At 35.6% G+C, this 25,929-nt stretch carries 22 protein-coding genes; 1 reads left to right on the top strand and 21 read right to left on the bottom strand.

Annotated elements, in window-relative coordinates; all coding sequences use genetic code 11:
* Nucleotides 1-20 precede the first annotated feature (20 nt).
* From ftsX to PI85_RS09915, 6 genes are all read right to left on the bottom strand, one after another.
* Nucleotides 21-905 (bottom strand): permease-like cell division protein FtsX, encoded by an 885-nt coding sequence (gene ftsX / locus PI85_RS09940; RefSeq protein WP_036123380.1) that lies wholly within the window; start codon nt 903-905, stop codon nt 21-23.
* Nucleotides 895-1,581, bottom strand: a complete 687-nt coding sequence (ftsE, locus tag PI85_RS09935; protein WP_008178797.1) for a cell division ATP-binding protein FtsE — start codon at nt 1,579-1,581, stop codon at nt 895-897. The genes ftsX and ftsE overlap by 11 nt, the downstream gene beginning before the upstream one ends.
* A gap of 240 nt (nt 1,582-1,821) precedes the next feature.
* A complete protein-coding gene (locus PI85_RS09930; RefSeq protein WP_036123377.1) occupies nt 1,822-3,009 on the bottom strand; it encodes a DUF4097 family beta strand repeat-containing protein in 1,188 nt (395 codons plus the stop codon).
* 195 nt (nt 3,010-3,204) lie between these two features.
* A complete protein-coding gene (gene uvrA / locus PI85_RS09925) occupies nt 3,205-6,072 on the bottom strand; it encodes an excinuclease ABC subunit UvrA (RefSeq protein WP_036123374.1) in 2,868 nt (955 codons plus the stop codon).
* A gap of 7 nt (nt 6,073-6,079) precedes the next feature.
* Entirely contained in the window at nt 6,080-8,059 is a 1,980-nt protein-coding gene (gene uvrB, locus PI85_RS09920) for an excinuclease ABC subunit UvrB (protein WP_036123371.1), read from the bottom strand.
* 326 nt (nt 8,060-8,385) lie between these two features.
* On the bottom strand, nt 8,386-8,634 hold the full coding sequence (locus PI85_RS09915; protein ID WP_036123367.1) for an IDEAL domain-containing protein: 249 nt from the start codon (nt 8,632-8,634) through the stop codon (nt 8,386-8,388).
* A gap of 226 nt (nt 8,635-8,860) precedes the next feature.
* Here PI85_RS09915 and PI85_RS09910 point away from each other — a divergent pair, with 226 nt between their 5' ends.
* Nucleotides 8,861-9,370, top strand: coding sequence for a competence protein ComK (locus PI85_RS09910; protein WP_036123364.1), 510 nt, complete (start codon nt 8,861-8,863; stop codon nt 9,368-9,370).
* 40 nt (nt 9,371-9,410) lie between these two features.
* Here PI85_RS09910 and prfB read toward each other — a convergent pair.
* The 15 genes from prfB to PI85_RS09835 form a co-directional block, all read right to left on the bottom strand.
* Nucleotides 9,411-10,515 (bottom strand): peptide chain release factor 2 gene (gene prfB / locus PI85_RS09905; RefSeq protein ID WP_245405919.1). Its coding sequence is split into 2 segments (ribosomal slippage): nt 9,411-10,439 and nt 10,441-10,515, totalling 1,104 coding nucleotides; the frame shifts between segments, so codons are not numbered across the junction.
* 100 nt (nt 10,516-10,615) lie between these two features.
* Nucleotides 10,616-11,149 carry a competence protein ComK gene (locus PI85_RS09900; protein ID WP_036123361.1) on the bottom strand — a complete coding sequence of 178 codons (534 nt, stop codon included), beginning with the start codon at nt 11,147-11,149 and terminating at the stop codon, nt 10,616-10,618.
* A gap of 366 nt (nt 11,150-11,515) precedes the next feature.
* Nucleotides 11,516-14,026: a preprotein translocase subunit SecA gene (secA, locus tag PI85_RS09895; RefSeq protein WP_036123357.1), complete on the bottom strand. Its 2,511-nt coding sequence runs from the start codon at nt 14,024-14,026 to the stop codon at nt 11,516-11,518.
* A gap of 140 nt (nt 14,027-14,166) precedes the next feature.
* Nucleotides 14,167-14,718 (bottom strand): ribosome hibernation-promoting factor, HPF/YfiA family, encoded by a 552-nt coding sequence (gene hpf, locus PI85_RS09890; protein WP_008178812.1) that lies wholly within the window; start codon nt 14,716-14,718, stop codon nt 14,167-14,169.
* 99 nt (nt 14,719-14,817) lie between these two features.
* On the bottom strand, nt 14,818-15,198 hold the full coding sequence (locus PI85_RS09885) for a PilZ domain-containing protein (protein WP_036123353.1): 381 nt from the start codon (nt 15,196-15,198) through the stop codon (nt 14,818-14,820).
* Nucleotides 15,199-15,391: 193 nt separating this feature from the next.
* The gene (gene fliS / locus PI85_RS09880; protein WP_036123350.1) at nt 15,392-15,802 is read right to left on the bottom strand and encodes a flagellar export chaperone FliS; all 411 of its coding nucleotides are present in this window, start codon (nt 15,800-15,802) and stop codon (nt 15,392-15,394) included.
* Nucleotides 15,803-15,876: 74 nt separating this feature from the next.
* Entirely contained in the window at nt 15,877-16,236 is a 360-nt protein-coding gene (locus PI85_RS09875) for a flagellar protein FliT (RefSeq protein WP_036123347.1), read from the bottom strand.
* A 34-nt stretch (nt 16,237-16,270) separates the two neighbouring features.
* Nucleotides 16,271-18,760, bottom strand: a complete 2,490-nt coding sequence (gene fliD / locus PI85_RS09870) for a flagellar filament capping protein FliD (protein WP_036123344.1) — start codon at nt 18,758-18,760, stop codon at nt 16,271-16,273.
* Nucleotides 18,761-18,781: 21 nt separating this feature from the next.
* Nucleotides 18,782-19,171 (bottom strand): flagellar protein FlaG, encoded by a 390-nt coding sequence (locus PI85_RS09865; RefSeq protein WP_036123341.1) that lies wholly within the window; start codon nt 19,169-19,171, stop codon nt 18,782-18,784.
* Between the two features lie 910 nt (nt 19,172-20,081).
* Nucleotides 20,082-21,233: a glycosyltransferase gene (locus PI85_RS09860; protein WP_036123337.1), complete on the bottom strand. Its 1,152-nt coding sequence runs from the start codon at nt 21,231-21,233 to the stop codon at nt 20,082-20,084.
* 427 nt (nt 21,234-21,660) lie between these two features.
* Nucleotides 21,661-22,707, bottom strand: a complete 1,047-nt coding sequence (locus tag PI85_RS09855) for a class I SAM-dependent methyltransferase (protein ID WP_036123334.1) — start codon at nt 22,705-22,707, stop codon at nt 21,661-21,663.
* 5 nt (nt 22,708-22,712) lie between these two features.
* Entirely contained in the window at nt 22,713-23,228 is a 516-nt protein-coding gene (locus tag PI85_RS09850; protein ID WP_036123331.1) for a GNAT family N-acetyltransferase, read from the bottom strand.
* Nucleotides 23,215-24,297 (bottom strand): N-acetylneuraminate synthase family protein, encoded by a 1,083-nt coding sequence (locus PI85_RS09845; protein ID WP_036123328.1) that lies wholly within the window; start codon nt 24,295-24,297, stop codon nt 23,215-23,217. The genes PI85_RS09850 and PI85_RS09845 overlap by 14 nt, the downstream gene beginning before the upstream one ends.
* Entirely contained in the window at nt 24,281-25,174 is an 894-nt protein-coding gene (locus PI85_RS09840) for an SDR family oxidoreductase (RefSeq protein ID WP_036123324.1), read from the bottom strand. The genes PI85_RS09845 and PI85_RS09840 overlap by 17 nt, the downstream gene beginning before the upstream one ends.
* Nucleotides 25,175-25,177: 3 nt before the next feature.
* A complete protein-coding gene (locus PI85_RS09835) occupies nt 25,178-25,912 on the bottom strand; it encodes a cytidylyltransferase domain-containing protein (RefSeq protein ID WP_036123320.1) in 735 nt (244 codons plus the stop codon).
* Between the last annotated feature and the right edge of the window lie 17 nt (nt 25,913-25,929).

Genomic DNA, 25,929 nt, shown 5'->3' with positions numbered 1-25,929 from the left:
TATCCGCTGTAAGTGCTAAACTAAATTTTTAAAAACTTACGTACTGACATAAAGCTTCCCCAAATACCGATCAACACACCAATAAGTAACAGAAGACCGCTCACCTGATACACAAGTGGAGAAAAATCTAATACTTGAATGAGCTCACCTTGTAAACGAGGTGCAATAATCTTATATATATTGTGGTAAAGGGTTGTGACAACCGCAATCGGAATAATAGAACCTAAAATTCCGAGCCACATACCTTCCAATAGGAACGGGATACGCACGAATGAGTTCGTGGCACCTACTAGTTTCATAATTTCAATTTCATCTCGTCGCGCAATAATCGTAATTCGAATAGTATTTGAAATTAAGAAAATCGCTGTGAATAATAACCCTAAAATAAGCACGATTCCTACATTACGACTCATATTTAAGAAGTTAAATAGTTTTTCTACTTTGCCTTCACCATACATAACGTCATATGTATACTCATATTTATCAATCGCCTTCGCCACTTTTGCCGTTTGCTGAGGCTCAGTTGCTTTTACATAAATTACATTACGTAATGGGTTACTTTGCTCAAATAGTTTAAAATCGTCACCAAAATCTTTGACTAATTTGGTTAACTCATCTTCCTTTGTTGAATAATTCATTTCTGAGATACCAGGCAATTTTTTAATTTTCTCAATGAGTGCTTTTTCTGCCGCCTCATCTGCTGTTTCATCAATTAATACTTTAATCTCAACGTCGTTTTCTAAATCCGATGCCACTTTATTTAAATTCATCATAATAAGCGCAAAAACGCCAACTAGGATAAGTGTAACTGTGACTGCACTGACAGACGCAATGGTCATCCAGCTATTTCGTCCAAGAGACTTAATACTTTCACGAAAGTGACGCTTTACAGTACTAAATTTCATAGCCGTATTCACCTCCGTGTTCATCACGGACAATTAAACCGCCTTCAATAGCGATCACTCGACGTCGAATCGTATTCACAATCTCACGGTTATGAGTCGCCATTACAATGGTTGTCCCCCGTGCATTAATTTCTTCAAATAAATTCATAATCTCCCATGAAGTTTCAGGATCAAGGTTCCCCGTAGGTTCATCCGCAATCACAACTTTTGGTACATTGACGATAGAGCGTGCAATAGACACACGTTGTTGCTCTCCCCCTGAGAGCTCATTTGGAAACATTCTAGCTTTATGCTTTAATCCTACAAGCTCTAAAACTTCCATAACGCGACGTCTAATCTCATCAGGTTGTTCCTCGATTACTTCTAGCGCAAACGCTACGTTCTCATAGACATTCAAACGAGGTAATAATTTAAAATCTTGGAAAACAACTCCAAGTTGACGACGCAAATATGGGACTTTCTTATTCTTTAACGTTGCTAAATCGATACCATTCACAATAATCTGCCCTGACGTTGCTTTTTCTTCACGGTACATCAATTTGATAAATGTAGATTTACCTGCACCACTTGGGCCTACTACATACACAAATTCACCCTGCTTTATATTTACAGAAATACCATTTGTCGCAACAACGCCATTGGGGTACTTCTTTGTCACATTTTTCATTTCTATCATGATTAAACCACCTAAAACTCTCACTATGTAAGAGGTATTTCATTTACTATTATAGCACTCTATTTCTGTTTTTTTATTACAGTTTCATTTCAATCCGTGGCAGTTCCTTCTATTTCGTTCTTTCCTTGCCATAATCCTTAAAAATATGACATAAAATAAAAACAGCAATCGACGACATACAGTGTCGATTGCTGCTTCACAAGAAAAAAGCATCCAGGCAATCAGCCTGAATGCTTTGTATTAAACTTGCTGCTCGTCTGTTGTTGTGTAGCGAATTAAAACAGCACCTGTTTTTGATTCTCCTTCGATAAATAAGCGATTTGCATGTTCAACTTCTTTATCAAAACGAACAACTTTAGAGAGGAATTGATCCTGCGACTCCATTTTGGAAACATCATGTATACCGACGTCTACTTTCCCAAAATTCGTCACCACTTTACCACTTAATGAAATAGTTCGAGGCACGTATAATTCAACCGCTCCTGCGACCGTTTGAGCTTTTATTTTGGATGAATTTGTTGAACACGTCGTCACCACAACATGTCCATTAACAGACTTAGCTTCTACTTCGTCCAACGCACCATCTAAATAAACACGTCCATTTAAAGTTTCAGCTTCTAAATCTTTCCCGCGAACCTTTGTTAATTCAATGGAGCCATTTGAGGAATCTACTTCCGCTTTCCCAAAACTGAACTTAGTGCCTTTAATAGCACCGTTTAATGTTTTCACCTTTAATTCTTCAACATCTGTATCCTGTAATGAAACACTACCATTCATCAGTCGGACAGATAATTTTTCAAGTTTATCCTTTGGAACTAGCACCTTTGCATTGACTTGAACAAGCTTTAATTGGCTCAAAATTCGTAGTGAATGCTCATCTTCTTTCACAACGAATTGCTCTAAAAAGTGATTGCGTGTTTCTTCTTCACTATCATTCATAAGTGGTGCCTTCACCTTGCAAATAACTTGAATCGTATCTCCTTCACTGGATTCCAATGAAAAGTTACCATTCGGTAATTCAGCAATAATGCTTTCTACATTGGCAGCAGCCACTTCTTCTGTATGCGTAAACTCAAATTTATCGCCAAACGGAGAAGCTACATCAAATTCCTTCACCTTTTTGACAGCTGTATTCATCATATCCATAAAGAGGGAACCAATCTGTGTTAAATCTTTACGGAAATCTTGCATCTCATCTTGGAAATGTTTCATAAAATCTTCTTTTTTCTTGTCGCCATCTTTAGTCTTTTCTTCAAATAATGACTCTTTGTCAGATAAAAATGACTGTGACTCTTTAGACACATCATCCATAACATTTTGAGTAGATTTGCCGGATTGCTCTAATGCTTCTAATAATGTAATCGCCTCTTGTGCCGAAATCGTACCTTTTTCTACAAGTTCTAAAATTCGTTGACGTTCATTTTGCATAACTAAATAGCCTCCCTCAGTTCGTTATACTATTTATACGATTCTTTTTTTGAAAAGTTTCACTGCAAAATTGAAATAAAATGGATTTTTTATTACAACGAAGGCTTTCCTTCTTGTCAGCTTGAAAGATGTGCTCCCATTCTTCTTTAATTCTATCGATTGAGTTGCTTTTCGCATTCCGATTGAAGGCTGGGATTAAGATTTAGAAGCTTCTGCTAATACTGCTTCCATTCTCATACGGTCACGTTCTAAAATTGGTTTCAAATATTTCCCTGTATAAGAACCTGGCACTTCTGCCACTTCTTCAGGTGTACCTGTTGCAATAATCGTACCCCCTTTGTCTCCACCCTCTGGACCTAAATCAATAAGATAATCAGCCGTCTTGATAACATCTAGATTATGTTCAATAACTAATACGGAGTCACCATTTTCAACAAGACGTTGTAGCACTACAAGTAAACGTGCGATATCGTCTGCATGTAAGCCTGTCGTTGGTTCATCTAGAATATAGAATGATTTACCTGTTGAACGTCGATGTAATTCAGATGCTAATTTTACACGCTGCGCCTCTCCTCCAGACAATGTTGTGGCAGGTTGTCCTAATTTCATATAACCTAAGCCAACATCAACAATAGTTTGAAGCTTACGTTGAATCTTTGGAATATTTTCGAAGAATACTACAGCATTTTCAATCGTCATATCTAAAATATCTGCAATACTTTTATCTTTATATTTCACTTCAAGTGTTTCTCGATTATAGCGTTTGCCGTGACATACTTCACAAGGAACATACACATCCGGAAGGAAATGCATTTCTATTTTAATAATTCCATCTCCACGACATGCTTCACAGCGCCCCCCCTTGACATTAAAGCTAAAACGACCTTTTTTATAGCCTCGTACCTTTGCTTCATTCGTGGTAGCAAAAACATCGCGTATATCATCAAAGACTCCCGTGTAAGTAGCTGGATTCGAGCGCGGGGTACGACCAATTGGAGATTGGTCAATATCGATGACTTTTTCAAGCTCATCCATCCCTGTTACCTCTTTATGTTCTCCCGGTTTAACCTTGGAACGATTCAGCTTCTGTGCCAATGATTTATATAAAATTTCATTAATCAGCGTGGATTTCCCTGAACCAGATACACCTGTCACTGCGACAAATAAGCCAAGTGGAACGTCGACTTTAACATTGCGTAAATTATTTTCCTTGGCACCCTTAATCGAAAGCTTACGACCATTTGGTTGACGTCTTTCCACTGGCAATGGGATAAATTTTTTCCCGCTTAAATATTGTCCTGTTAAAGATTTATTATTTTCCATGACTTCCTGTGGTGTACCAGCTGCAACAATTTGGCCACCATGTACACCTGCACCTGGTCCAACGTCAATCAGATAATCAGCTGCTAGCATCGTATCCTCATCATGCTCCACCACAATCAGTGTATTACCAATATCTCGCATGTTTTGTAACGTGCTAATCAAGCGATCATTATCACGTTGATGTAAGCCAATCGATGGTTCATCTAAAATATATAGAACGCCTGTTAATCGTGAACCGATTTGAGTAGCAAGGCGAATACGTTGTGCTTCCCCACCAGATAATGTACCTGCTGCACGACTTAAAGTTAAATAGTCTAAACCTACATTAACAAGGAAGCCCAGTCGTTCTTCAATTTCCCGTAAAACTAGACGAGCAATTTTCATATCCTTTTCAGTGAGATCTAGCTCTTTGAAAAATGTGTCGGCTTCCTGAATTGAATATTGTGTCACCTCACCAATATGTTTGTCGGCAACTTTTACAGCTAATGTTTCTGGCTTTAAACGATAGCCTTTACAAGAAGGGCAAGCCTGTTGTGCCATATATTTTTCCATTTGCTCACGAACATAATCTGAAGTTGTCTCTTTAAAACGACGCTCTACATTTCGGACAACACCTTCAAATTCAATCATTTGGTCTCGTACATTGCCAAACTCATTTTCATAATGGAAGTGAATCTTCTCTTTACCTGAGCCAAATAACACTTTGTCCATCTTGTCTTTTGGTAAATCTTTCACTGGCACATCCATTGGAATATTATAGTGTTCACAAACTGCTTTTAATAATTGAGGATAGTACTGTGAACTTGTTGGCTCCCAAGGTGCAATAGCATGCTCTAATAAAGAACGATCCCAATCCGGCACCACTAAATCTAAATCCACCTCTTGTGTCGAGCCTAAGCCGTCACAGCTTGGACAAGCACCAAATGGACTATTAAATGAAAACATGCGTGGCTCTAGCTCGCCAATAGAAAAACCACAAATAGGACAGGCATGATGCTCACTAAATAGTAGTTCCTCATGCTCCATGACGTCTACAAGCACACGACCATCTGCCAAACGAAGAGCTGTCTCTAAAGAATCACTTAAACGTGCAGCGACACCTTCCTTCATTACAACACGGTCGATCACTACCTCAATAGAGTGTTTTTTATTTTTATCAAGATCAATCGCATCATCTAAATCTCGTAAATCTCCATCAATACGCACACGAACGAAGCCTTGCTTTTTTAAATCTTCTAGCAGTTTTACATGGGTTCCTTTACGGCCAGAAACCATTGGCGCAAGGAGTTGCATTTTGGTTCTTTCTGGATAAGTTAATAAACGGTCCACCATTTGTTCAATCGTTTGAGAAGTAATTTCTATCCCATGATTCGGACAAATCGGTTTACCAATACGTGCATATAGTAAACGTAAGTAATCATAGATTTCTGTAACCGTCCCTACTGTAGAGCGCGGGTTACGACTCGTTGTTTTTTGGTCTATTGAAATAGCAGGCGATAATCCTTCGATTGCATCAACATCTGGTTTGTCCATCTGCCCAAGAAACTGACGCGCATAGGCGGAAAGAGACTCGACATAACGTCGTTGTCCCTCCGCATAAATCGTATCAAACGCTAATGAAGATTTACCTGATCCTGATAATCCTGTTAAAACGACTAATTGATCACGTGGAATTGTGACATTAATATTTTTTAAATTATGAGCACGTGCACCTTGCACGACAATTTCAGTATTTTTCACAAGTCATTCACCCTTCTACCTTCAATTCAAATATTGTATCTCGAAGCTCAGCTGCACGTTCGAAATCAAGCGCTTTTGCTGCTTCCTTCATTTCTATTTCTAGAGAAGCTAAGAGCTGGTCTCTTTCTGCCTTTGTCAGCTTTTTGCCCTTCGTCGCCTTTGTTACATAGGATTCTTCTTCTTCTGCCACTTGTGTAGCACGAATTACTTCTGGTATTTTTTTACTAATAGTTTGAGGCGTAATACCATGCTCTTCGTTATATGCCATTTGCAATTCACGACGACGTTTTGTTTCATCGAGCGCCTTTTTCATCGAGTCGGTTACATGATCTGCATACATAATGACATGACCGTTCGCATTACGCGCAGCTCGGCCAATCGTTTGAATGAGTGAACGTTCTGAACGTAAAAATCCTTCTTTATCAGCGTCTAATATGGCTACAAGTGATACTTCAGGAATATCAAGTCCTTCTCGCAATAAGTTAATTCCAATTAGTACATCATAAGTGCCCTTCCGTAGCTCACGGATAATCTCAATACGCTCTAATGTTTTAATCTCAGAATGCAAATACTCAACCTTTAAGCCCATTTCCTTCAAATAAGCCGTTAAGTCCTCTGACATTTTCTTTGTTAGTGTTGTTACTAACACTCTTTCATCACGTGCAATACGATCTTGAATTTCATCGATCAAGTTATCTATTTGCCCTTCAATTGGGCGGACATCAATTAATGGATCCAGTAAACCAGTAGGTCGAATAATTTGCTGGATCATTTCAGGAGTATGCTCCAACTCATAGGGTCCAGGTGTTGCAGATACATAAATAGCTTGATGTACTCGATTTTCGTATTCTTCAAAACGTAATGGACGGTTATCTAGCGCAGATGGCAGGCGGAAACCATGCTCAACAAGTACCCCTTTACGTGCTTGGTCACCGTTGTACATCCCTCGTACCTGCGGAAGAGTTACGTGACTTTCATCTACGACAAGCAAAAAGTCCTCAGGGAAATAATCAAGCAACGTATATGGAGTCGCACCTGCTTCACGTAAAGTTAAGTGACGCGAATAGTTCTCAATCCCTGAACAAAAGCCCATTTCCCGCATCATTTCTAAATCATAACGTGTCCGTTGCTCTAGACGCTGAGCCTCTAATAATTTATCCTCGGCACGCAGTAAAGCTAGACGATCCTCTAATTCTTTTTCAATGTTTTCTATCGCTTTTCGCATTTTTTCTTCTCGTGTAACGAAGTGGGATGCTGGGAAAATAGCGACATGCTCTCGATCTGATAGTATTTCTCCAGTTAAAGCATCTACCTCACGAATGCGATCAATTTCGTCCCCAAAAAACTCGACACGAATACAATGCTCATCACGTGAGGCTGGGAAAATCTCTACTACATCTCCTCGTACCCGAAACGTCCCGCGTGTAAAACTAACATCATTGCGCTCATATTGAACATCTACAAGTTTGCGCAGTAGCTGATTACGTTCAATTTCCATACCTGTGCGGATCGATACAACCATTTCACGATATTCTTCAGGAGAACCAAGACCGTAAATACAGGATACAGATGCAATAATAATGACATCATCACGCTCAAATAATGCAGAAGTTGCAGAGTGGCGCAGCTTATCAATTTCATCGTTAATGCTAGAATCCTTTTCTATATAAGTATCTGTCTGCGGTACATAGGCTTCTGGCTGGTAATAATCATAGTAACTAACAAAGTATTCTACAGCGTTATTTGGAAAGAACTCTTTGAACTCACTATATAATTGGCCCGCCAACGTTTTATTGTGTGCCATAATAAGTGTCGGTTTTTTAACCTGCTGGATTACATTTGAAATCGTAAATGTTTTCCCAGTTCCTGTTGCACCAAGTAATGTTTGATGACGCTTGCCTGCCTTCACACCCTCCACTAATTCCGCAATTGCCTGTGGCTGATCTCCATTAGGCTGATATGGCGCTTGTAAATCAAAAGTTTGCACACCTGTCCCCGTCCTTTCTTTCCAATTTGTACATATATTTTAGCATAGCAATATTAAAATTTCGAACATTTAACGAACGAATGTTTGTAAAATTTTTTTCTATCCCTAAAATGGAAGATGGATAATCAACCTTCTACTCTCATAATAGCCGTTTCGTCAGGTTTTCAAGCCTTATCTAGTAACGAGATGTCCATTGTAGAATGGTAGTCATTCCTTTTCTTTTCTCATTTTTAGAGCAATACTTTTTATACATTAGGTGAATGGCACAGCCACTCTATCATCTCCAAAAAAAATCCCGCTCTCCATAGTCGCGGAGAGCGGAATTATTAGTATGATTCATCTTCTGATTGCTGCAAGGAATTGAGTTCGGTTGCGTATTGATAAAATGCGTTTTCATCTTTTTCATCGAGCGCTCTATCTATTAAAACGATGAGCTGCTCTTGTCGATGCATACGCTGGATACGATTTAAAAATAAATCTAAATAAATCTCGTTTAATAATTTCTCTGCCTCATCAACTTTTTTTGACTGACCAACGGCTTTTAGAAAATCTGTGTACGAATAATATTTATCCAACGATCTCACCCCGATCCTTTTCTAAATTATATGAAAATTGAAATTAAAAAGCAATGCTTACGATTTAAAAATAACTTGGATTAGCTAGTAAACTCGTGAAATTTAAAGCAAATTCTCTAAGTATTTCATTCATTTATCAACCTTGTTTCAATACTTTGTATATTTTTTGAAATTCATTTTATGTACTACACTACGGTTATCAATAGAAAAGGGAGGCACGTCCAATATGACTAGTAAATTTGTAAATGGCTATTTAATTTCCTTTAACACTTACTTGCTCCAACCAGTTCAGCATGACACTAAAGTTTTTACTCATGTTATAGACAAACATAATGAGCTAATTGTTACTCGGAAGCCGATGCATGTACTGCGAAAATCTTGTATTTCATTAGGCTCCACCTATGAAGCAGCAAAGCAATCTGCTAAACGCTTTTTTGGTAATCAACATAAGCTACCAATCGTCGTGGCCTTTGATTATGGTTTTCCTTGCATCTTTCTACCAACCTATTCACCTAATTCCATTCATAATATATGGATAGGGCTCCATGCGATTATCAATATTACGCCAAGCGAAACGGGATGTGTGGTCACATTAAAAAACGATCAAAAGATTGAGCTACCTATTCAATACGCTTCTATTAGTAAACAGTTTGTGAATGCTTCTATGCTCTACAAACATTACATGAACGAACGAAAACAACTTAGTCAAGATTCACCCTATCATCCATTCTTTTAACTAAAAAATCCCCCAAGAAACAACTCTTGGGGGATGGCTATTAGTTAATTTTTGAACGTAAGTAAGCATTAATAAATGGATCTACATCGCCGTCCATTACCGCTCCGACATTCCCTGTTTCTTCATTCGTACGGTGATCTTTTACCATTGAGTATGGATGGAATACATACGAGCGAATTTGCGAGCCCCAGCCAATGTCCTTTTGTTCACCACGGATCTCATCAAGCTGCGCCTGTTGCTTCTCTAACTCTAATTGATATAATTTCCCTTTTAACATAGCCATCGCTTTCTCACGGTTTTTAATTTGTGAACGTTCTGCTTGGCATTGTACAACCGTACCAGTCGGGATGTGTGTAATACGAACAGCTGAATCTGTTGTATTAATATGCTGACCACCCGCACCTGTCGCACGATACGTATCAATTTTCAAATCCTCTGTACGAATATCAATTTCAATATTATCGTCAAATTCTGGCATGACATCGCAAGAAACGAAAGAAGTATGTCGACGGCCCGATGAATCAAATGGTGAAATACGCACTAGGCGATGAACACCTTTTTCAGCTTGTAAATAGCCGAAAGCATTATGACCTTTAATTGAAATAGTTACAGATTTAATGCCTGCTTCATCACCAGGAAGATAATCCATTGTTTCCACCTTAAAGCCACGCTTCTCAGCCCATCGTGTATACATACGTAGTAGCATAGAACCCCAGTCTTGTGACTCTGTTCCACCTGCTCCTGGATGCAACTCTAAAATAGCATTGTTTTGATCATATGGACCGCTCAATAATAATTGTAGCTCAAAATCAGCCATTTTTTGTTGGAATTCTACCAGTTCTTTTCCTAACTCTTCCTGCAATTCTTCGTCTGGCTCTTCACGTAAAAGCTCCAATGTCATATCTAAATTCTCATGTATTTCTTCTAACTCTTTATATTCATTGACGATTGCTTTTAAGCCATTGCCCTCATTAATGATCACCTGTGCACCTTGCTGATCATCCCAGAATCCTGGCTCTAGCATCATTTCATCTAGCTCCTGTATACGTGCCTCTTTGTTTTCTAAGTCAAAGAGACCCCCTGAAGTCCACCAATTTTTTGGCTGTAGTGTCTAATACATTGCGTACATCTGCTAATTCAATCATTGTAAAATCCTCCGAACGTTAGTAATGGAGACTAGTGTGAAAGCTCCGATCTTACTATTATAACGTTTTTACCGAGGAAAACATACATAAAAACACTACTCTACGTCTCGTCCTCAAGCATATCAAGCGCAAAACGTTGAAATACTTTCACACGATCATATTGAACAAGTAAATGCTTCGTTCTTCGCTCTAATCTATATTTTAATAAAAATGCCCGCTGAATACGATACTCTATCGTTTTGACACTAACATCTACAATAATATCCTGACCATTCGTAAAGATTACCTTTGTGCTCTTTTTATCCACAGAGAAATACTCTTCAATATGATGGACAGCAAACCATATACATTCCGGATGTAGAGGTGACTTGCTTGGAAACCATAAAATATTCCCACGCTCATCCACAACGATTGGGTTTTTATTAAGTTTACCTAAAATCATTTTTGATCCATCGAAAGCCCCTCTTAAGCTTGAACCATAATAACGAAGATTATAGTCCATTAACTTCGTCGGTGTTAATTTAGAAATATAGTCATTACTTTTTTCCATCACCCGAGTACATAAATTTCCAAAGGAATCATACACAGGCATATACAGCATAGTTTCACTACTCATAATATCCTTCTTATGCATCCTTATTCCCCCTTTATGCACTTATGTTTTCAGCTTAAATAAAAAAGGAATATACCAAGGTCCGTACATTCCTGCTTTTTTCTACAAGTCGAAATTGCTTGGAAAACTTTATTTCTCCCCACATTTCTCCCACCTCAGCTTCTCAAAATCTTTCATCACTAAATCCTTAGTACTCCATCACACCTACACCTAATAATTCAGAATAATAATAGAAGAATTTTCTAAAACTAAATTCCTATTATTACAGCTATTGTATACCCATATTTTACTATTGTCTATAAATTATGACTTTTATGACAATAATTTATTTTTTTATACAAAAAAAGATCATTTCAACATACGTTAAAATGATCTTTTCCATTTCTATTATTGAGCTGCACCATGACAGTTTTTAAACTTCTTACCGCTTCCACAAGGACATAAATCATTGCGTCCAACATTTTCCGCCTTACGAACAGGTTGCTTTTTCGGAGCAGGGCCGCCTTCTTCTTTCGGATTAACAGCCTGACCTTTTGCCACCTCTTCACGCTCAAGATTACTGCGAATTTCAGCCTTCATTGCATACTTCGCAACATCCTCGCGAATGGAAGCGACCATATCTTCGAACATCGCAAAACCTTCTTGTTGATATTCACGTAGCGGATCATTTTGACCATATGCTCGCAGATGGATACCTTGACGAAGTTGATCCATAGCATCAATATGATCGATCCATTTTGTATCAATAGAACGTAATAAAATAACTTTTTCAAACTCACGCATACGCTCTGCTGTAAGCTCTTCCTCTTTTTCATCATATCGAGCGTGAACAGCTTCTGAAATCAATTGGTTAATGTCTTCTGCCGATTTACCTTGGAAATCAGCTACTTTTAGTTGACCTTCCTCTAGCAAATTAGCAGCCACAAAGTCATCAATAGCCTTGAGATTCCAATCTTTTTGCTCACCTTGTGTATAGAGCCCGACAACATTGTCGATCGTCTCTTGAATCATTGACTCCACAAGTACGCGCATATTTTCTGTTTCTAGAACATCATAACGCTCCTTATAAATAATCTCACGTTGCTGACGGAGAACATCATCATATTGTAATAAACGCTTACGAGCATCAAAGTTATTACCTTCGACACGTTTCTGCGCGGATTCTACAGCTCTCGACACAACTTTTGATTGCAATGGCTGTGTATCGTCCATACCTAAACGCATCATCATCGCCTTCATATTATCTGAACCGAAACGACGCATTAAATCATCTTCTAGTGATAGATAAAATTGTGTTACCCCTGGATTCCCTTGACGACCAGAACGTCCACGTAACTGGTTATCAATACGACGGGATTCATGTCGCTCAGTACCAATAACCGCTAATCCTCCAATTTCTAATACACCTTCACCAGGTTTAATGTCGGTACCACGACCCGCCATATTTGTAGCAATCGTTACAGCACCCTTTGAACCAGCATTAGCAATAATTTCTGCTTCGCGTTCATGATTTTTTGCATTCAGTACATTATGAGGGATTTTATGTTTATCCAGCAATTGCGAAATAATTTCAGACGTTTCAATCGCAACTGTACCAACAAGCACAGGTTGTCCTGCCTTATGGCGCTCTGCAATATCAGCCGCCACCGCTTTATATTTTCCTTCCATAGAAGCAAAAATTAAATCTGGACGATCATCACGAGCAATTGGCTTATTCGTAGGAATCGCAATAACGCTCATATTGTAAATATTACGGAATTCTTCTTCCTCTGTTTTCGCTGTACCTGTCATACCCGCAAGCTTTTGGTACATACGGAAATAGTTTTGGAATGTAATAGTAGCCATTGTCATCGATTCATTTTGAATCTCAACGCCTTCTTTAGCTTCAATAGCTTGGTGAAGGCCATCCGAATATCGGCGACCTTTCATTAAACGACCAGTAAAGCCGTCAACAATCACAATTTCGCCCTCTTGGACAACATAATCAACATCATTATGCATACTTACATGTGCCTTTAACGATTGGTTAATGGCGTGATTTAAGCGGACATGTGTTAAATCAAATAAATTGTCAATGCCAAATGCCTTTTCAGCCTTTTCAACACCGGCATCCGTTAATGTAACACCTTTTGTTGACTCTTCATATGTGTAATCTGTTTCTGCACTTAACATACGTACAAACGCATTAGACTGTTTGTACAACTGTGCTGATTTCCCAGCCTGACCCGAAATAATTAATGGCGTACGTGCCTCATCAATTAAAATCGAGTCAACCTCATCGATGACAGCATAGTGAAGCGGACGTTGAACACGCTCTTCTTTATAAAGCACCATATTATCACGTAAATAGTCAAATCCTAATTCATTGTTTGTACTATAAGTAATATCCGCTTCATAAGCCGCACGCTTCTCTTCTTTAGACAGGCTATTTAAATTTAAACCTACTGTAAGACCTAAGAAATTGTACAGCTGTCCCATCTCAGCAGCATCACGGCTAGCCAAATATTCATTGACTGTGACAACATGCACGCCTTTACCAGTAATTGCGTTTAAATAAACCGCCATTGTCGCTGTTAACGTTTTACCTTCACCGGTCTTCATCTCTGAAATATTACCTTCATCAAGGGAAGCCGCCCCCATAACTTGAACGCGGAACGGATACATCTCTAACACACGTTTCGACGCTTCGCGACAAACAGCAAAAGCCTCTGCACGAATCGACTCTAACTGCTCCCCATCCGTATAACGCTTTTTAAACTCTTCTGTTTTCGCTTGTAATTGATCATCTGAAAGCTGTTCCATTTGAGAAGCGAATCCCTCAACCTGGTCAGCGATTTTTTCTAATTTTTTTAACTCACGTTTATTGAAATCAAATAATTTATTTAATAGGTTTGCCATGAATGTTTTTCACTTCCTATATAGATTCAACTTTCATTTTACCATTGTGTAACAGTTTCATGCAAACAGTCACCCTATTTGCATAAGAAAGTCATAAAAAAAGACTCTCGCCATCGCGAGAGCCTTTGTCATCATGAAGTTTAAGTTGTTTCGATTAAGCCATATTTTCCGTCTTTACGTTTATACACAATATTTGTGCCGTTTGATTCAGCATCTGTAAAGACATAGAAATCATGCCCTAACATATTCATTTGTAATACAGCCTCTTCTTGATCCATCGGTTTTAAATCAAATTGCTTCGTACGTACAATGGAGTATTCTTCTTCATCCAAAGTCGTATCAACGACTGCTTGAGTAGTAGCAAAATAAAGGCCAGCCCCTTCACGCTCACGGAATTTACGGTTTACTTTCGTTTTATGCTTACGAATTTGACGCTCTAATTTATCAACAATGAGATCAACCGCAGCATACATATCATTATGACGCTCTTCAGCACGAAGAGTTAAGTTCTTCATTGGGATTGTAACTTCCACTTTTGTTTGCTTGTCATTATAAACCTTTAAATTTACGTTAGCATTGGCGTTAACATCTTCGTTAAAATAACGTTCAACTTTTTCGATTTTATTCTCAACATACTCTCGAATAGCTGGAGTTACCTCAATATTTTCACCACGAATGTTAAAGTTTAACATGTAAACTCCTCCTTTATAACTGCTATACTATCTATTTCTACACAAGTGTGTGAAATTCCTCTAAAATAATTCTTTATTTTACAAAAAACTTTTATAAAATTAATATTGGCTTTGCTTTTTCGCTTCTGCCGCTTCTTTTTTACGTCGTAGCTTTAATTCATCTACAATCAACTCTTCAACGCGCCCTTGATCATTAAAATAAACACCATATTGCTTACCACTACCAAATGGACGACTCCAAATCACTTCACCATAAGCCCGCACCTCTTGCGTATCAAGCACAAAATGGATATCCAATGGTGGAGGATTCACACCTAAATCCACTTCCGTATACATCTTTAACCCACGCGGACTAATATCTAGCAATTCAGCCATAGCCGTCTGCCTATGATTAACTCGCCCATTTTCATAAACAGCAAATGTTATTTGAACAGGCTCCTCAAATTTAAATCGGAAACCTTCTTGACGCTTAAAAATCATATTCCCACCCCAGTATATTGTTAAACATTTATATTGCTTTGATTATGACACGACGCCCATCTTACAGCTAGGGGAATAAGTAACATATTTTACCGTTGAACAGCCTAATTTATGACTATTTAGTGATAATTTCTAGCAGATGATTCTGTCATAAAGAAAAGAGACCATCTTGGTGGATGGTCTCTAATAGTGTCTAAATTTGTCCGCTGTTTCCCTGACCAAATTGCTGTTGTCGATTAATGCGAATAACTTCCTTCCACGTATCGCGGAATTCCGTCACTAATCCTTCTACTTCTTCAATAACGGCTACATCATTTTGAATATTCGCTTCGACTAAACGATGATTCATATATTCGTAAAGAGGTAGCATTTGCTTTGAAATCTCGATATCCATATTGAGAGTTGCCATCAGCTCGCTTATAATCGCTTGAGCTTTTATCAAATTTGTATTCTTTTCTTGGATATTTTTTTCTTGAATCGCAAGTTTAGCTTTATTTAAGAACTTTAAACACCCATTATAAAGCATTAATGTAAGCTCTCCAGGTGAAGCAGTTGTGACACTATTTTGCTTATATGCGTTTTGAGCTGTTAAATTTGCTGCCAATAAAGGACAACTCCTTTTAGATATTACTTATTTACTATTTTAAACCATCAAAAGAAGAAAAGCTAATAGAGAAATTAATTTTTCTTGTCGTAATACATCCCATCCATCACACGAACATTGCCATATGGATTGAAATATTGAGCTTCACTTTTTTTCGTTTTTTGAAGATTTGCCATATCCTGCTTTACTGCGTTCATGACAGCAGCCAATCGTTCTTTAATTCCGTTATCTAATTCAAGCAAGGTGCGATGAACACGATTTTGTTCATCAAAATGAAAACCTTCTTGTTTCAAACCTTTTATAATCGTTCCACGCTTGTCCAACATATTATTAATAGTATCCACATAGTCATTTCGATCTTCGCCTTTTGGAATATCACCTAATAATTTATATAGATTCGCAGACGCCTGTAATAATTGATTTGTTAGTTGCATCAAATTCTCCTACCTTGCTTCATTAAAAGCCTTCTCAAGAACCTTGAGAGAACATACTTGATTGTGAATTTGCTTTATTAATTGCTGTTTCCATCGCTGTAAATTGCTTCCAGTAGCGAGCTTCGATATTTTCAAGTTTGCTCTTCCAGGTGCTAATTCGACTTTCGGTATCAATTAAATTTTTACCCAACGTATATTGACTATCCGTCATGGAGGATCGACCAGCTTTTTTCTCAATATTAATCTCGAATGATTTCATTGATGAACGTAATTTTGCTAGATAACCGCGTGTATCAACAGTTTGACCATTCACTGTATCCTGTTCTTTGCCTTCGCTATTTTTAAATAGCCTTTCTACTGCATCTGGGTCTTCTTCTAAAACCTTTCGTAATTTTGTTTCATCTATTTCTAATGTTCCGCCATCGTTATAGTTTTTAGTTGTCGTAATACCGATACTAAACAGCGTATTATATTTAGAATTAATACCTGGATTAGCTTGATACACTAATGCACGCATACTAGTAAGTCCTTCACGAATAAGGGCGTCCCCTCGAAGCAAACCACTCTTCGCTTTATCCTCCCAAAGCTTGATTTCATTTTCGGACATCTCTTCTTTTTGCTCGCTAGTTAATGGTGTATAATCTCGATACTTTGACTCTTTCGTTTGATCAGTAAAATCTTTTATTAAACCATTATAAGTAGTAACAAATTCTTTAATTTTATTCACCATGTCATCAATATTGGTTGTTGATGTCATTGTCACTGCTTGTGCTTTTGGTGCCGCATTTACTTTCGTATCATCAATAGTACCGTCATCGTTTAAAATACCTGCTGTTTTCGCATCAGCTGTTGCCGCATTTTGCGTATTTGTAGCTTCCTTTAAGCGAGTTTGAGCTGCTTTTTCTTCAGCATCTGCAGTTAGGTACTCTGAGCGTTTAATATTTTGATTGGCTAGTGTGTTAAATTCAACCTTTTTTTCAGGTGTTAATTTATTCCAAATTTCTTTTTGTTGCTCCGTTAAATCTTCAACCTTTTTAGAACCATCTTGTAAGCCTTTAACTAACGCATCTCCTAATTGACTATACTTTTGTTTTAAATCGTCAGCCTGAGCTTTTTCTTGATAAGTTTTTAAAGTTGCTGAATCTGTTGCTATTAAATTAGTCAAATCATCTTTACTTAAAGATTTTAATGCATCTTTTACTTCTTTTGAAAATTCCGTATTATCGTCTATATCTTTATGAATTTTTTCAATTGAATCACTACTGTTGTATGATTGTCCAAAAACTTTTAATGCATCAATTGCTTTTTGATCAAAATCTTTTAATTTTGTACCATACTTTTCGTACTCGGCTTGAGCTTTAAAATCTGTAAGTTGGTCTTTGTTTGAAAATAAAACATCTAGGGCTTCATTAGACAGACCCTTTAATTTTGCTTTGCTTTCATCACTTAAAGTACTTCCATCAAGATTATCTTTGATACCCTGTGCTGAGGATTGGTTTTTGATGAAATCTATTTCATCAGTTGATAAATTCCTCCATGTGGTACTTCCTAGTTTGCTGTATTGAGCTCGTTGTGACAAAGATAAAGTATTACCGAAAGCGTCTTTATAAGCCGTTTCATGATTAGCTGTGTAGCTATTAATATCACTAGCACCATAGGCATTTTGTTTTGTTGTAAGATTTGTTTGCTTATTTGTTAAATTAGTAGTAGCATTTTTAAATTCTTCCAAAGCATTTTTATATTTATCTGAAATTGTTTGAAGACCATTGAATGTATCTTTTAGCGTTACATTATATCCTGAAATCGTAAAAGTATTTGTTGTTCGTTCTGTTGCAATGCCGTTCACAGTGAAAATAGCATTTTTCCCTTCAGTATTTTGGACTTTATTAGGATCAGCAAATCCTAATTTGTTAAAAATGTCTGTCCCACTTACGACTTTGATTTCATCATCACCTTTTACATCGCCAGTGTTTTTGGCAGTAAAAGAGAATCGACCATTTTCAAATACAGCGCTAATCCCTGCATTACTAGAATTCACTTTACTAATAAATTGATTTACAGTCATATCAGAAGTAATTTCAATTTTTGTTGCTTCACTTGCTAATTGACCGCTGCTCTGAATAGCTTTAAACTCAATAGTCCCTGTTGCACCTAAATCAGACATTTTCGTCGAACCTATAGCATTTACTTGATCACCAACTTTACGAGCTGCTGTAGCTAATTGCGAAACACCTTCAATAGATAATGTTCCCGCAGCACTTCCTGTTGCAATAGCAGATACTAAATTAGAGTTTGAGCTAGTTGCTGTTTTTGAAGTAATATTTTTTAAAACAAAATTATCTGCAATATAAGTATCAAATGTTTTAAGTTTTGTATTGATACTACGATAAGCATCACGTTGCCATTCATACGTTTGTTTCTTTTGATATAGCTTATTTAATGGTGCTCTTTCCGCTGTCATTAATTTTTTTACTATTGAATCTATATCCATTCCTGATGCTAATCCGCCGATTCTATTTACCATTATATCTTCCTCCTAAAATACTTATATTTTTTCGTCTACTACCATCCCTAATAACTTTTGCATTTCATAAAAAGCATCTAAAAGTTTTTTTGGTGGGATTTCTTTTACAACTTCTTCTGTTTGTATATTTACAACCTGTACAAAATAGCGATCTAAACCGTCATGCAATACAAACTTAGAAGCATTATGATTGATTTGTAAAAACTCATTTACAGTATCTACCACATTTTGCAACTTGTCTTTCGATATTTCCTGTCCTTCAGTAATTGTTGTTTTTTCTAATTGTGATTGCGATACTAACTGAGATTTAGTAGTAGCCATCGCTGTTTCCTCTAATCCTGCTTTATTAGAAAATGTCGATGTCGTTGCAGTTCCTACATCTGTAGTTTGTCCTTGAGCTGCAATACGCATGATATCTAACCTCCTAAACATTTCTTATTCTTTTATTTAGTATCGGAAGTTTTTAGAAATGTTTCACCTTTTTACTACAAACTACTTTAGTTGATACCTTTTTCAAAAAAAAATTCTAATTCAGTTGTTATTTCCGAATTAGAGGATTCTTTGAATGATTTTCTATTTTTGTTTAAACTTATCATGACTAACTGTTGGACTCATTCAATAAACATTTCTTGCGTCCCTATATCCAAAAGACGTACTTCTCACTATGTTTGATACATTTTCTTTTACACCATTATACGAAAAATCCCAACAAGTATCTTCACAAGCACTACCTATACACTTAACGTCATTTAAATATCTAGGTATAAATATAAGTCTCATTTTTTCACATTATGTAGATATAATTATTAACTAATTTACTCAGCTTTTCAGTATTACCAGTATCTATTTTGTCAATCCCAGCAAAAAAACGCCTAATCCTGTACATAATACTTCTAATTTTCCCCTTGTATCTATAGCCATCAAAAAGAAGCAAAAATGAGCTATTTAATTCTATATATGGATATTCTGACTCGGCAAATCAAACCACTAGAATAACTAGTAGTTTACTATTCCGTGAAATGCGGGGGTACTGGCTCACGTCTAAAGACATTCTAAAAGGTCCGCCAACAGCATACTCCGTTTTCACTCAAACCGTTCTAATCGGATTACTTATTTGTGTTCTCTTAATTTCTTCTCTTGTGAACGGGTCAATGAATTTTTTCATTGTCATTTGAGCATACAATATATATTCTTAAAATTGTTTTCCGATCTAATAATTTCTTTACACTATCTTGCACATAACTATACAATAAAAAAGACATGCTAAATTAGCATGCCTTAAATTATATTTGTTTGGTCACTTACATTATAAAATTATATTTTAGGGTACCACGGTGAAATGATATTTATATATTTCAATCAAGTTTTTAGCACGAATCTGATAAGTATGATTTTCATGCAAATATTCTAGAATTTCGTCAACGAAATTGTCATTTTCAACTGTATTTAGGATATCCTTTATTTTTCTTAAAACAGCTTCATCATTCTCATGCTCATAAAAGATTATTTTTTCAAATCGAGAGAATTCCTTCTCTAGATATGCTGTTTTATTACTCACAACAAAAGTATTATTTGCTAGTCCGGCAAAAACTCGTTCATGTGTCCCATCTCTTAAAAATGGCTGCATATTGACCAATATCTTTGCTTTTTTTATTAATTCCTGTGCCTCAAAATAATTGACTGGTGAATTAAACACGATATTAGGATGATTAAACAATTTCGATTCACCCCATTTATTACCATATACATGTATTTTTAACCCGTTATCAGCAAGAAATCCAAGGAAATTTTCACGTTTAATAGAATATATATATCTTCCTATAACATTTATATATTCAAGTAGCACCTTATTCTCAGTAATACTTACATTCAAGCCATATTGTTTAAATTTGCTAAGACAATAAGTAAAATAGTGCTTATTACTATCTTCCAAACACTCATTCAGTATACTAATTAATATAGGATACACAGATGGAGCAATATTAGTTATAGAATCTAGAGCCTCTAAGAAATTTTTAGGATTAGAATAACTTCCCAAAAACAAAACATCAATTTTTTTCTCTGTTTTTAAATAACTTAACTCTAATGCTGCATGTGGTAAGAAGTAAGCGTTTTGCTGTATATTAATTGCCTCCAAAATTTCAAAATCAAATCTATCCATTACTGTTAAAATATCTTTGTTTTTTAAAGACAAAATTCTGTCATAGTGATCATTAACATGGTCAGCTAAATACATTATGATAGGTTTTTTCACTTTATCATTTAGCGTAGGCAATGTCCAACCATTAAAAGCTACAAAAAAATCTACATCATCGTCAAATTTTAAATGATGATGGTATTTAAAGTCATAGACTACTACCTCTATCCCTAATTTTAAAAATCCCTTTTCTAGCTCTATACACCATGTACGCATTACATCGTATTGTGTTTCGCCTTTTATAATACCAACTTTTCTCACTTGAATATTTTCCAAATTTAATCACTCTCTTTAGTAAGTAATAAGCAACTTTTTATTCCCATTTAATGGTCCTGAGTAGTTAATAAATTTGCTGATTATGAATTGTTGGAGCCCCATTAGTATAATCACATTTTCTTATGGGCTTACCTGCCAAAATTTTTTTATTTTGAAGAGATTATTTTGGCTCCAAAAAGTAAGCAGGTCGAACAATTTTTCCTTTGTAAATTGATCAACTGCTATATCTTCGGATGCATAAACTGCTCGACGATGATTTAATGAGGCGTTTTTTCTGTTAACCATAGCTTTTCCCATAACTAATCAAGCTGGAACTATCTTTTCTTACAGCGACTTCATTTCAGCTTGTTCCATCAGAAACACTTCCTCGTTTTCGAGAATATGAAAAAATGTAATTAAGCCTCACTAGTATTTTTTTTCATAAAAATCACTTTTCAAAACTCTTTTTCATTAATACATGTACCTCTGAAGAAAAGTCAGTCTTATCTAAGGATAATTGTATTTCATCTATACTATGTAGATATTTTTTTGAAAACATTTCGACTAAATCTTTGCTTACATTCTTTTCTTCCAATGTAACTAATGCCATTCTATATAAATCCATAGCATCAGCACCAAATTGCCATTGTCCTTTTATAGATAAATTGAATTCATTACAAAAATATTCTATGGATTCATTCGTATATAAATGAGTGTGTCCACCAGCTAAATGGCGATTAAACATATTATCTTTCATAATTTCGAAAAATACTGAAAATGAAAACAGTGGCACAGATATATAATAGTATTTAATATGTGGATTTTCTGATATAGCTTTCAATATCTCTCTCGGATTTGTTAAATGTTCAAGAACACCAATCATGGAAACTATTTCAGCCCTTGTATTAGATATTACGGATACTAAATCGTTTATCCCTACCTCTTTAACTAAATCGTCATTTAACATTGAATTAGCTAATTTTACCTGGTTATGAGATACTTCATATCCCCTTACATTCTTAAAACTTGAATTTAGTAGCGCTTTTATAAAGTATCCTGATCCTGCTCCAATATCAATAACTTCATCATTTTCTAAATCAAAATCATTATCTAAACATTCGGACAAGAAACTTGCCTTAGGATTATATATCTTTTCTACTCGAGATTCCCATGCTATTAAAGATTCTTCGGAATAATATTTAGAATAGTCAGTTACTTCATCTACGTATACTGCCTTTGCAAAATACTCTGTATCTTCAAAATCTCCATTAAGATGATTGCAATTTTCACAAAATTTATATCCTATACCTTGTTTAACAAAACTTACTTCATTTTTTAATTCCTTATCACAATTTTTACATTTTTCACGTTTTGGTTGAGCTAATGCTACTGAAGCTAGCTGCATATTTTCATTATATAAATCAAAATTTTTAGAAATAAAATTATTTTTTATATCTAAAATATCACCTAAGCTTTTGCCGTATTTTTTATACATTAAATTCACCTAATCTTCCCAAAATATATTGAATCTACCCATTTACCTTCTGTCCAATGGGTCTCTTTAAATAGACCCTCTTGAGTAAATTCAAGCTCATTAAAAAATTTTATCTTCGCTTCATCAATTGAATAAATTTCTGCCCATAGTCTATGTAGATTCAGCTCTTCAAATCCATACTTCTCCATTAATTGCGCAGCCTCAATTGCTAATGAAGCATCAATATAAAGATTATTCTTTCCGATATAAATACTGAAATCTGCATTTCGATTAACCCAATCAATATAACAAAGACCACATGCACCTATTAATTTTTCTGTTGCTAGTTCAACAATAGCAAACATTATAGTATTTGGGTCATCCATCACATATTTTTCAAACCAGAGTAGCTGATTTTCGTTACTTAATTCACGATACTCTCGAAAAAAACGTCGAAACTCAGGAATATTACGCCATTGAAGTAGTTGAGTCAAATCGGTTTTCTCAATCGCTCGCAGTCCTACTAAATTACCTTTCAACATTCATATCACCTCGATAAACTGGCTGTCCTGCATGTTTATTAACCTTTAAAACTTGACCAATTACTAGGCTTTTTTCATATGGAAAATAAATATTATCAGGAGCTGGTCGTAAAAATTCAAGATCTTCAGTGAAAATAATATCCCCCTGTTTTTTATCTTTATTTAAATAGATTCCTCTACGTTGAACAATCGATGTTTCTTGTTCATTTTTCTCAACGATTTTTACTCCATTACCTAATGAATTCTCAAGTTCTCTAGCATAACAGACCATATCTCTCCATGTATTAGGGTTCATAGAAAAAGGATGATCTGGACCTTTTCTATTGTTATCATCTGTAAAATGTTTTTCTATGACCCTTGCACCTAAAGTAATAGCTCCTAGAACAGTTGCATGGCCCGGAGTATGATCAGACAATCCTAAAATCATATTCGGGTACATTATATTATATGTTCTTAAAACATTTAAATTTATGTATTTAAAGTTTTCAATATCACCTGTGTAATTAGTATTACATTGCATTAATATGACCTTATCATTGTATTTTATAATTTCTTCTACTGAACGTTGTACGTCTGTAAAATTAGATGCGCCAGTTGCAAGAAGAATAGGTTTATTTTTCTTGGCTATATGTTGAATAAAGTCGATCCACGTAATATCACCTGAACCAATTTTATATACTTCTACCAAAGCATCAATTTCTTCTACTGCTTCAATATCATATGGCGTTGTAAAAAAATCAATCCCTGCTAAATCTGCTTCTTTTTTTAATTCAAAATTCCAATCGCGCTTTAGTTCATAATCCTTGAAAACGTCAAAAACACTTTTTTCCCACTTTGCTTGATGGCTTGACTGCTTTAGATGTTGGAAACCGTAGTCACTTACAATTTTTTCAGCTTTGAAATGCTGAAATTTTACCGCATCTGCTCCAGCTTCTTTGCAAAGCCAAATTAGCTCCTTAGCTCTTCCCAAATCTGCATCATGATTGGATGCGATATCAGCTATAAAATAAGTTGGATTATTTATAGAGATAGATTTACCACAGATTGTTATTTCACTTAGATAATTCATATAAAACACCTTCTTTATAACGTTTTATAACCCAATCTATTACTTCATTTGATGTTGGAATTATATCTTTTCCTAATAATTTAGCTAACTTTTGTATATCTAAGCCCAATGAATCAGCTCTCTCCACTTCCTGCCTTAAATTTTGGAGCGTCTCTTCATATACTAAATGCTTTTTTCCTAATTTTTCAGCAATTTCTGTAATAAATTCATATTTTGAAACTACATCCGAAGTAGCTATATTAACTACCCCGGTTATTTGTTTTAGAATTAGCTCATATAAAATTTCAGAAAAACGTTCCACATCAATACTCGATGTATAAAAATCAGTAAATGCAGGAATTTTTCTATTTTCTTCTAATGAATTTAATATCCACTCAATAAAAGTTGGTTTTCCTTTTTGTCCTTTAAAACCGACTATATTTGTTCTAACTATTAATGTTTTCTTATGAATATTTGTCAAGATTTCACCTATATATTTAGTACGAGCATATTCATTCAACAATTGAACACTGTCATCTTCATTATGAACATTTTTATTACCACCTACATAATAATGATCTGTTGAAATTTGTATATAATAACTATTTGATTTATCACACACATCAGCTAATAACGCTGGAAGTCTACTGTTTATTAAATAAGCTTGTTCAGGGTTGTTTTCACACTCTAGTAAATTTATAATAGCAGCAGTGTTAATAACTACATCCGGTTGTTCTTTACGAATGAAAGTTACTAATTTTTCTACATCTTCAAGTAAATCTATTTGAAAATCAGCATTCGTTCTAGCAGCAGTTACTACTTCCTGATTCTTTTTGTTTAGAACATGGACTAACATTCTACCAAGCATTCCATTTGAACCGATTATTAAATATTTCAATTGCTACTCACCTAATTTTTTTTGCTCAATATGTTCATTTATTTTTATGAGCGCTGGTTCTTTTGTTAATTTCTCTAGGACCATATTTAAATCAAAATCTGGATTTCTTGCGTACAAATCTTTAATTAATATTGTTATTAGTTCTAAATCTTCTGGAGTATCTACAGTTAGACGTAAATGACTAAAACCTTCTTTCTCTAAAGCATATTGACCAATATTAAATTTACTTGGATTTAAATAAAAATAAGGAGTCACATGCTCTCTTTCATAGTCTAAACGTGCGTTCATAAATGCCTCTGTTAAAATCTTCATTGAAAAAACTTCAGTATCCATACCTCTAGGGAATGTTCTCAATTGAGTATTCGATACATAATCGTACTCACTACTATCTATATACATTTGGATAATGTTATCAATAATTATTGGGTCTATTAATGGACAGTCAGATGTTATTCTTACTACTATATCAGCATTATATTTAGTGGCGGCTTCGTAATAACGAGCTAAAACATCACTCTCTGATCCGATAAAATAATCAACATCTAATTCATTGCATAAATTAACAATTTTGTCATTACCGTAAGGTGTTGTTGCTATTACCAATTGATCAATTAGAGTTGCTTTTTTCATTCTTTCTATTTGATAGGCTAAAAGAGGTTTACCATTCACTTCTTTTAACACCTTACCTGGTAATCTTGTAGAACCCATCCTTGCTTGCACAATAGCTACTATTCTCATTTCCATCAACTCTTTTA

Source organism: Lysinibacillus sp. A1 (assembly GCF_000801965.1).
GTDB lineage: Bacteria > Bacillota > Bacilli > Bacillales_A > Planococcaceae > Lysinibacillus > Lysinibacillus fusiformis.
This window is presented reverse-complemented; position numbering and strand designations above follow the sequence as displayed.

Bases quoted from the DNA above. Each gene is read 5' to 3' on its own strand.
- ftsX (WP_036123380.1), bottom strand. From the start codon at position 905: ATGAAATTTAGTACTGTAAAGCGTCACTTTCGTGAAAGTATTAAGTCT.
- ftsE (WP_008178797.1), bottom strand. From the start codon at position 1,581: ATGATAGAAATGAAAAATGTGACAAAGAAGTACCCCAATGGCGTTGTT.
- PI85_RS09930 (WP_036123377.1), bottom strand. From the start codon at position 3,009: ATGCAAAATGAACGTCAACGAATTTTAGAACTTGTAGAAAAAGGTACG.
- PI85_RS09910 (WP_036123364.1), top strand. From the start codon at position 8,861: ATGACTAGTAAATTTGTAAATGGCTATTTAATTTCCTTTAACACTTAC.
- PI85_RS09900 (WP_036123361.1), bottom strand. From the start codon at position 11,149: ATGCATAAGAAGGATATTATGAGTAGTGAAACTATGCTGTATATGCCT.
- secA (WP_036123357.1), bottom strand. From the start codon at position 14,026: ATGGCAAACCTATTAAATAAATTATTTGATTTCAATAAACGTGAGTTA.
- hpf (WP_008178812.1), bottom strand. From the start codon at position 14,718: ATGTTAAACTTTAACATTCGTGGTGAAAATATTGAGGTAACTCCAGCT.
- PI85_RS09885 (WP_036123353.1), bottom strand. From the start codon at position 15,198: ATGATTTTTAAGCGTCAAGAAGGTTTCCGATTTAAATTTGAGGAGCCT.
- PI85_RS09875 (WP_036123347.1), bottom strand. From the start codon at position 16,236: ATGCAACTAACAAATCAATTATTACAGGCGTCTGCGAATCTATATAAA.
- fliD (WP_036123344.1), bottom strand. From the start codon at position 18,760: ATGGTAAATAGAATCGGCGGATTAGCATCAGGAATGGATATAGATTCA.
- PI85_RS09865 (WP_036123341.1), bottom strand. From the start codon at position 19,171: ATGCGTATTGCAGCTCAAGGACAAACTACAGATGTAGGAACTGCAACG.
- PI85_RS09855 (WP_036123334.1), bottom strand. From the start codon at position 22,707: ATGTATAAAAAATACGGCAAAAGCTTAGGTGATATTTTAGATATAAAA.
- PI85_RS09850 (WP_036123331.1), bottom strand. From the start codon at position 23,228: ATGTTGAAAGGTAATTTAGTAGGACTGCGAGCGATTGAGAAAACCGAT.
- PI85_RS09845 (WP_036123328.1), bottom strand. From the start codon at position 24,297: ATGAATTATCTAAGTGAAATAACAATCTGTGGTAAATCTATCTCTATA.
- PI85_RS09835 (WP_036123320.1), bottom strand. From the start codon at position 25,912: ATGAGAATAGTAGCTATTGTGCAAGCAAGGATGGGTTCTACAAGATTA.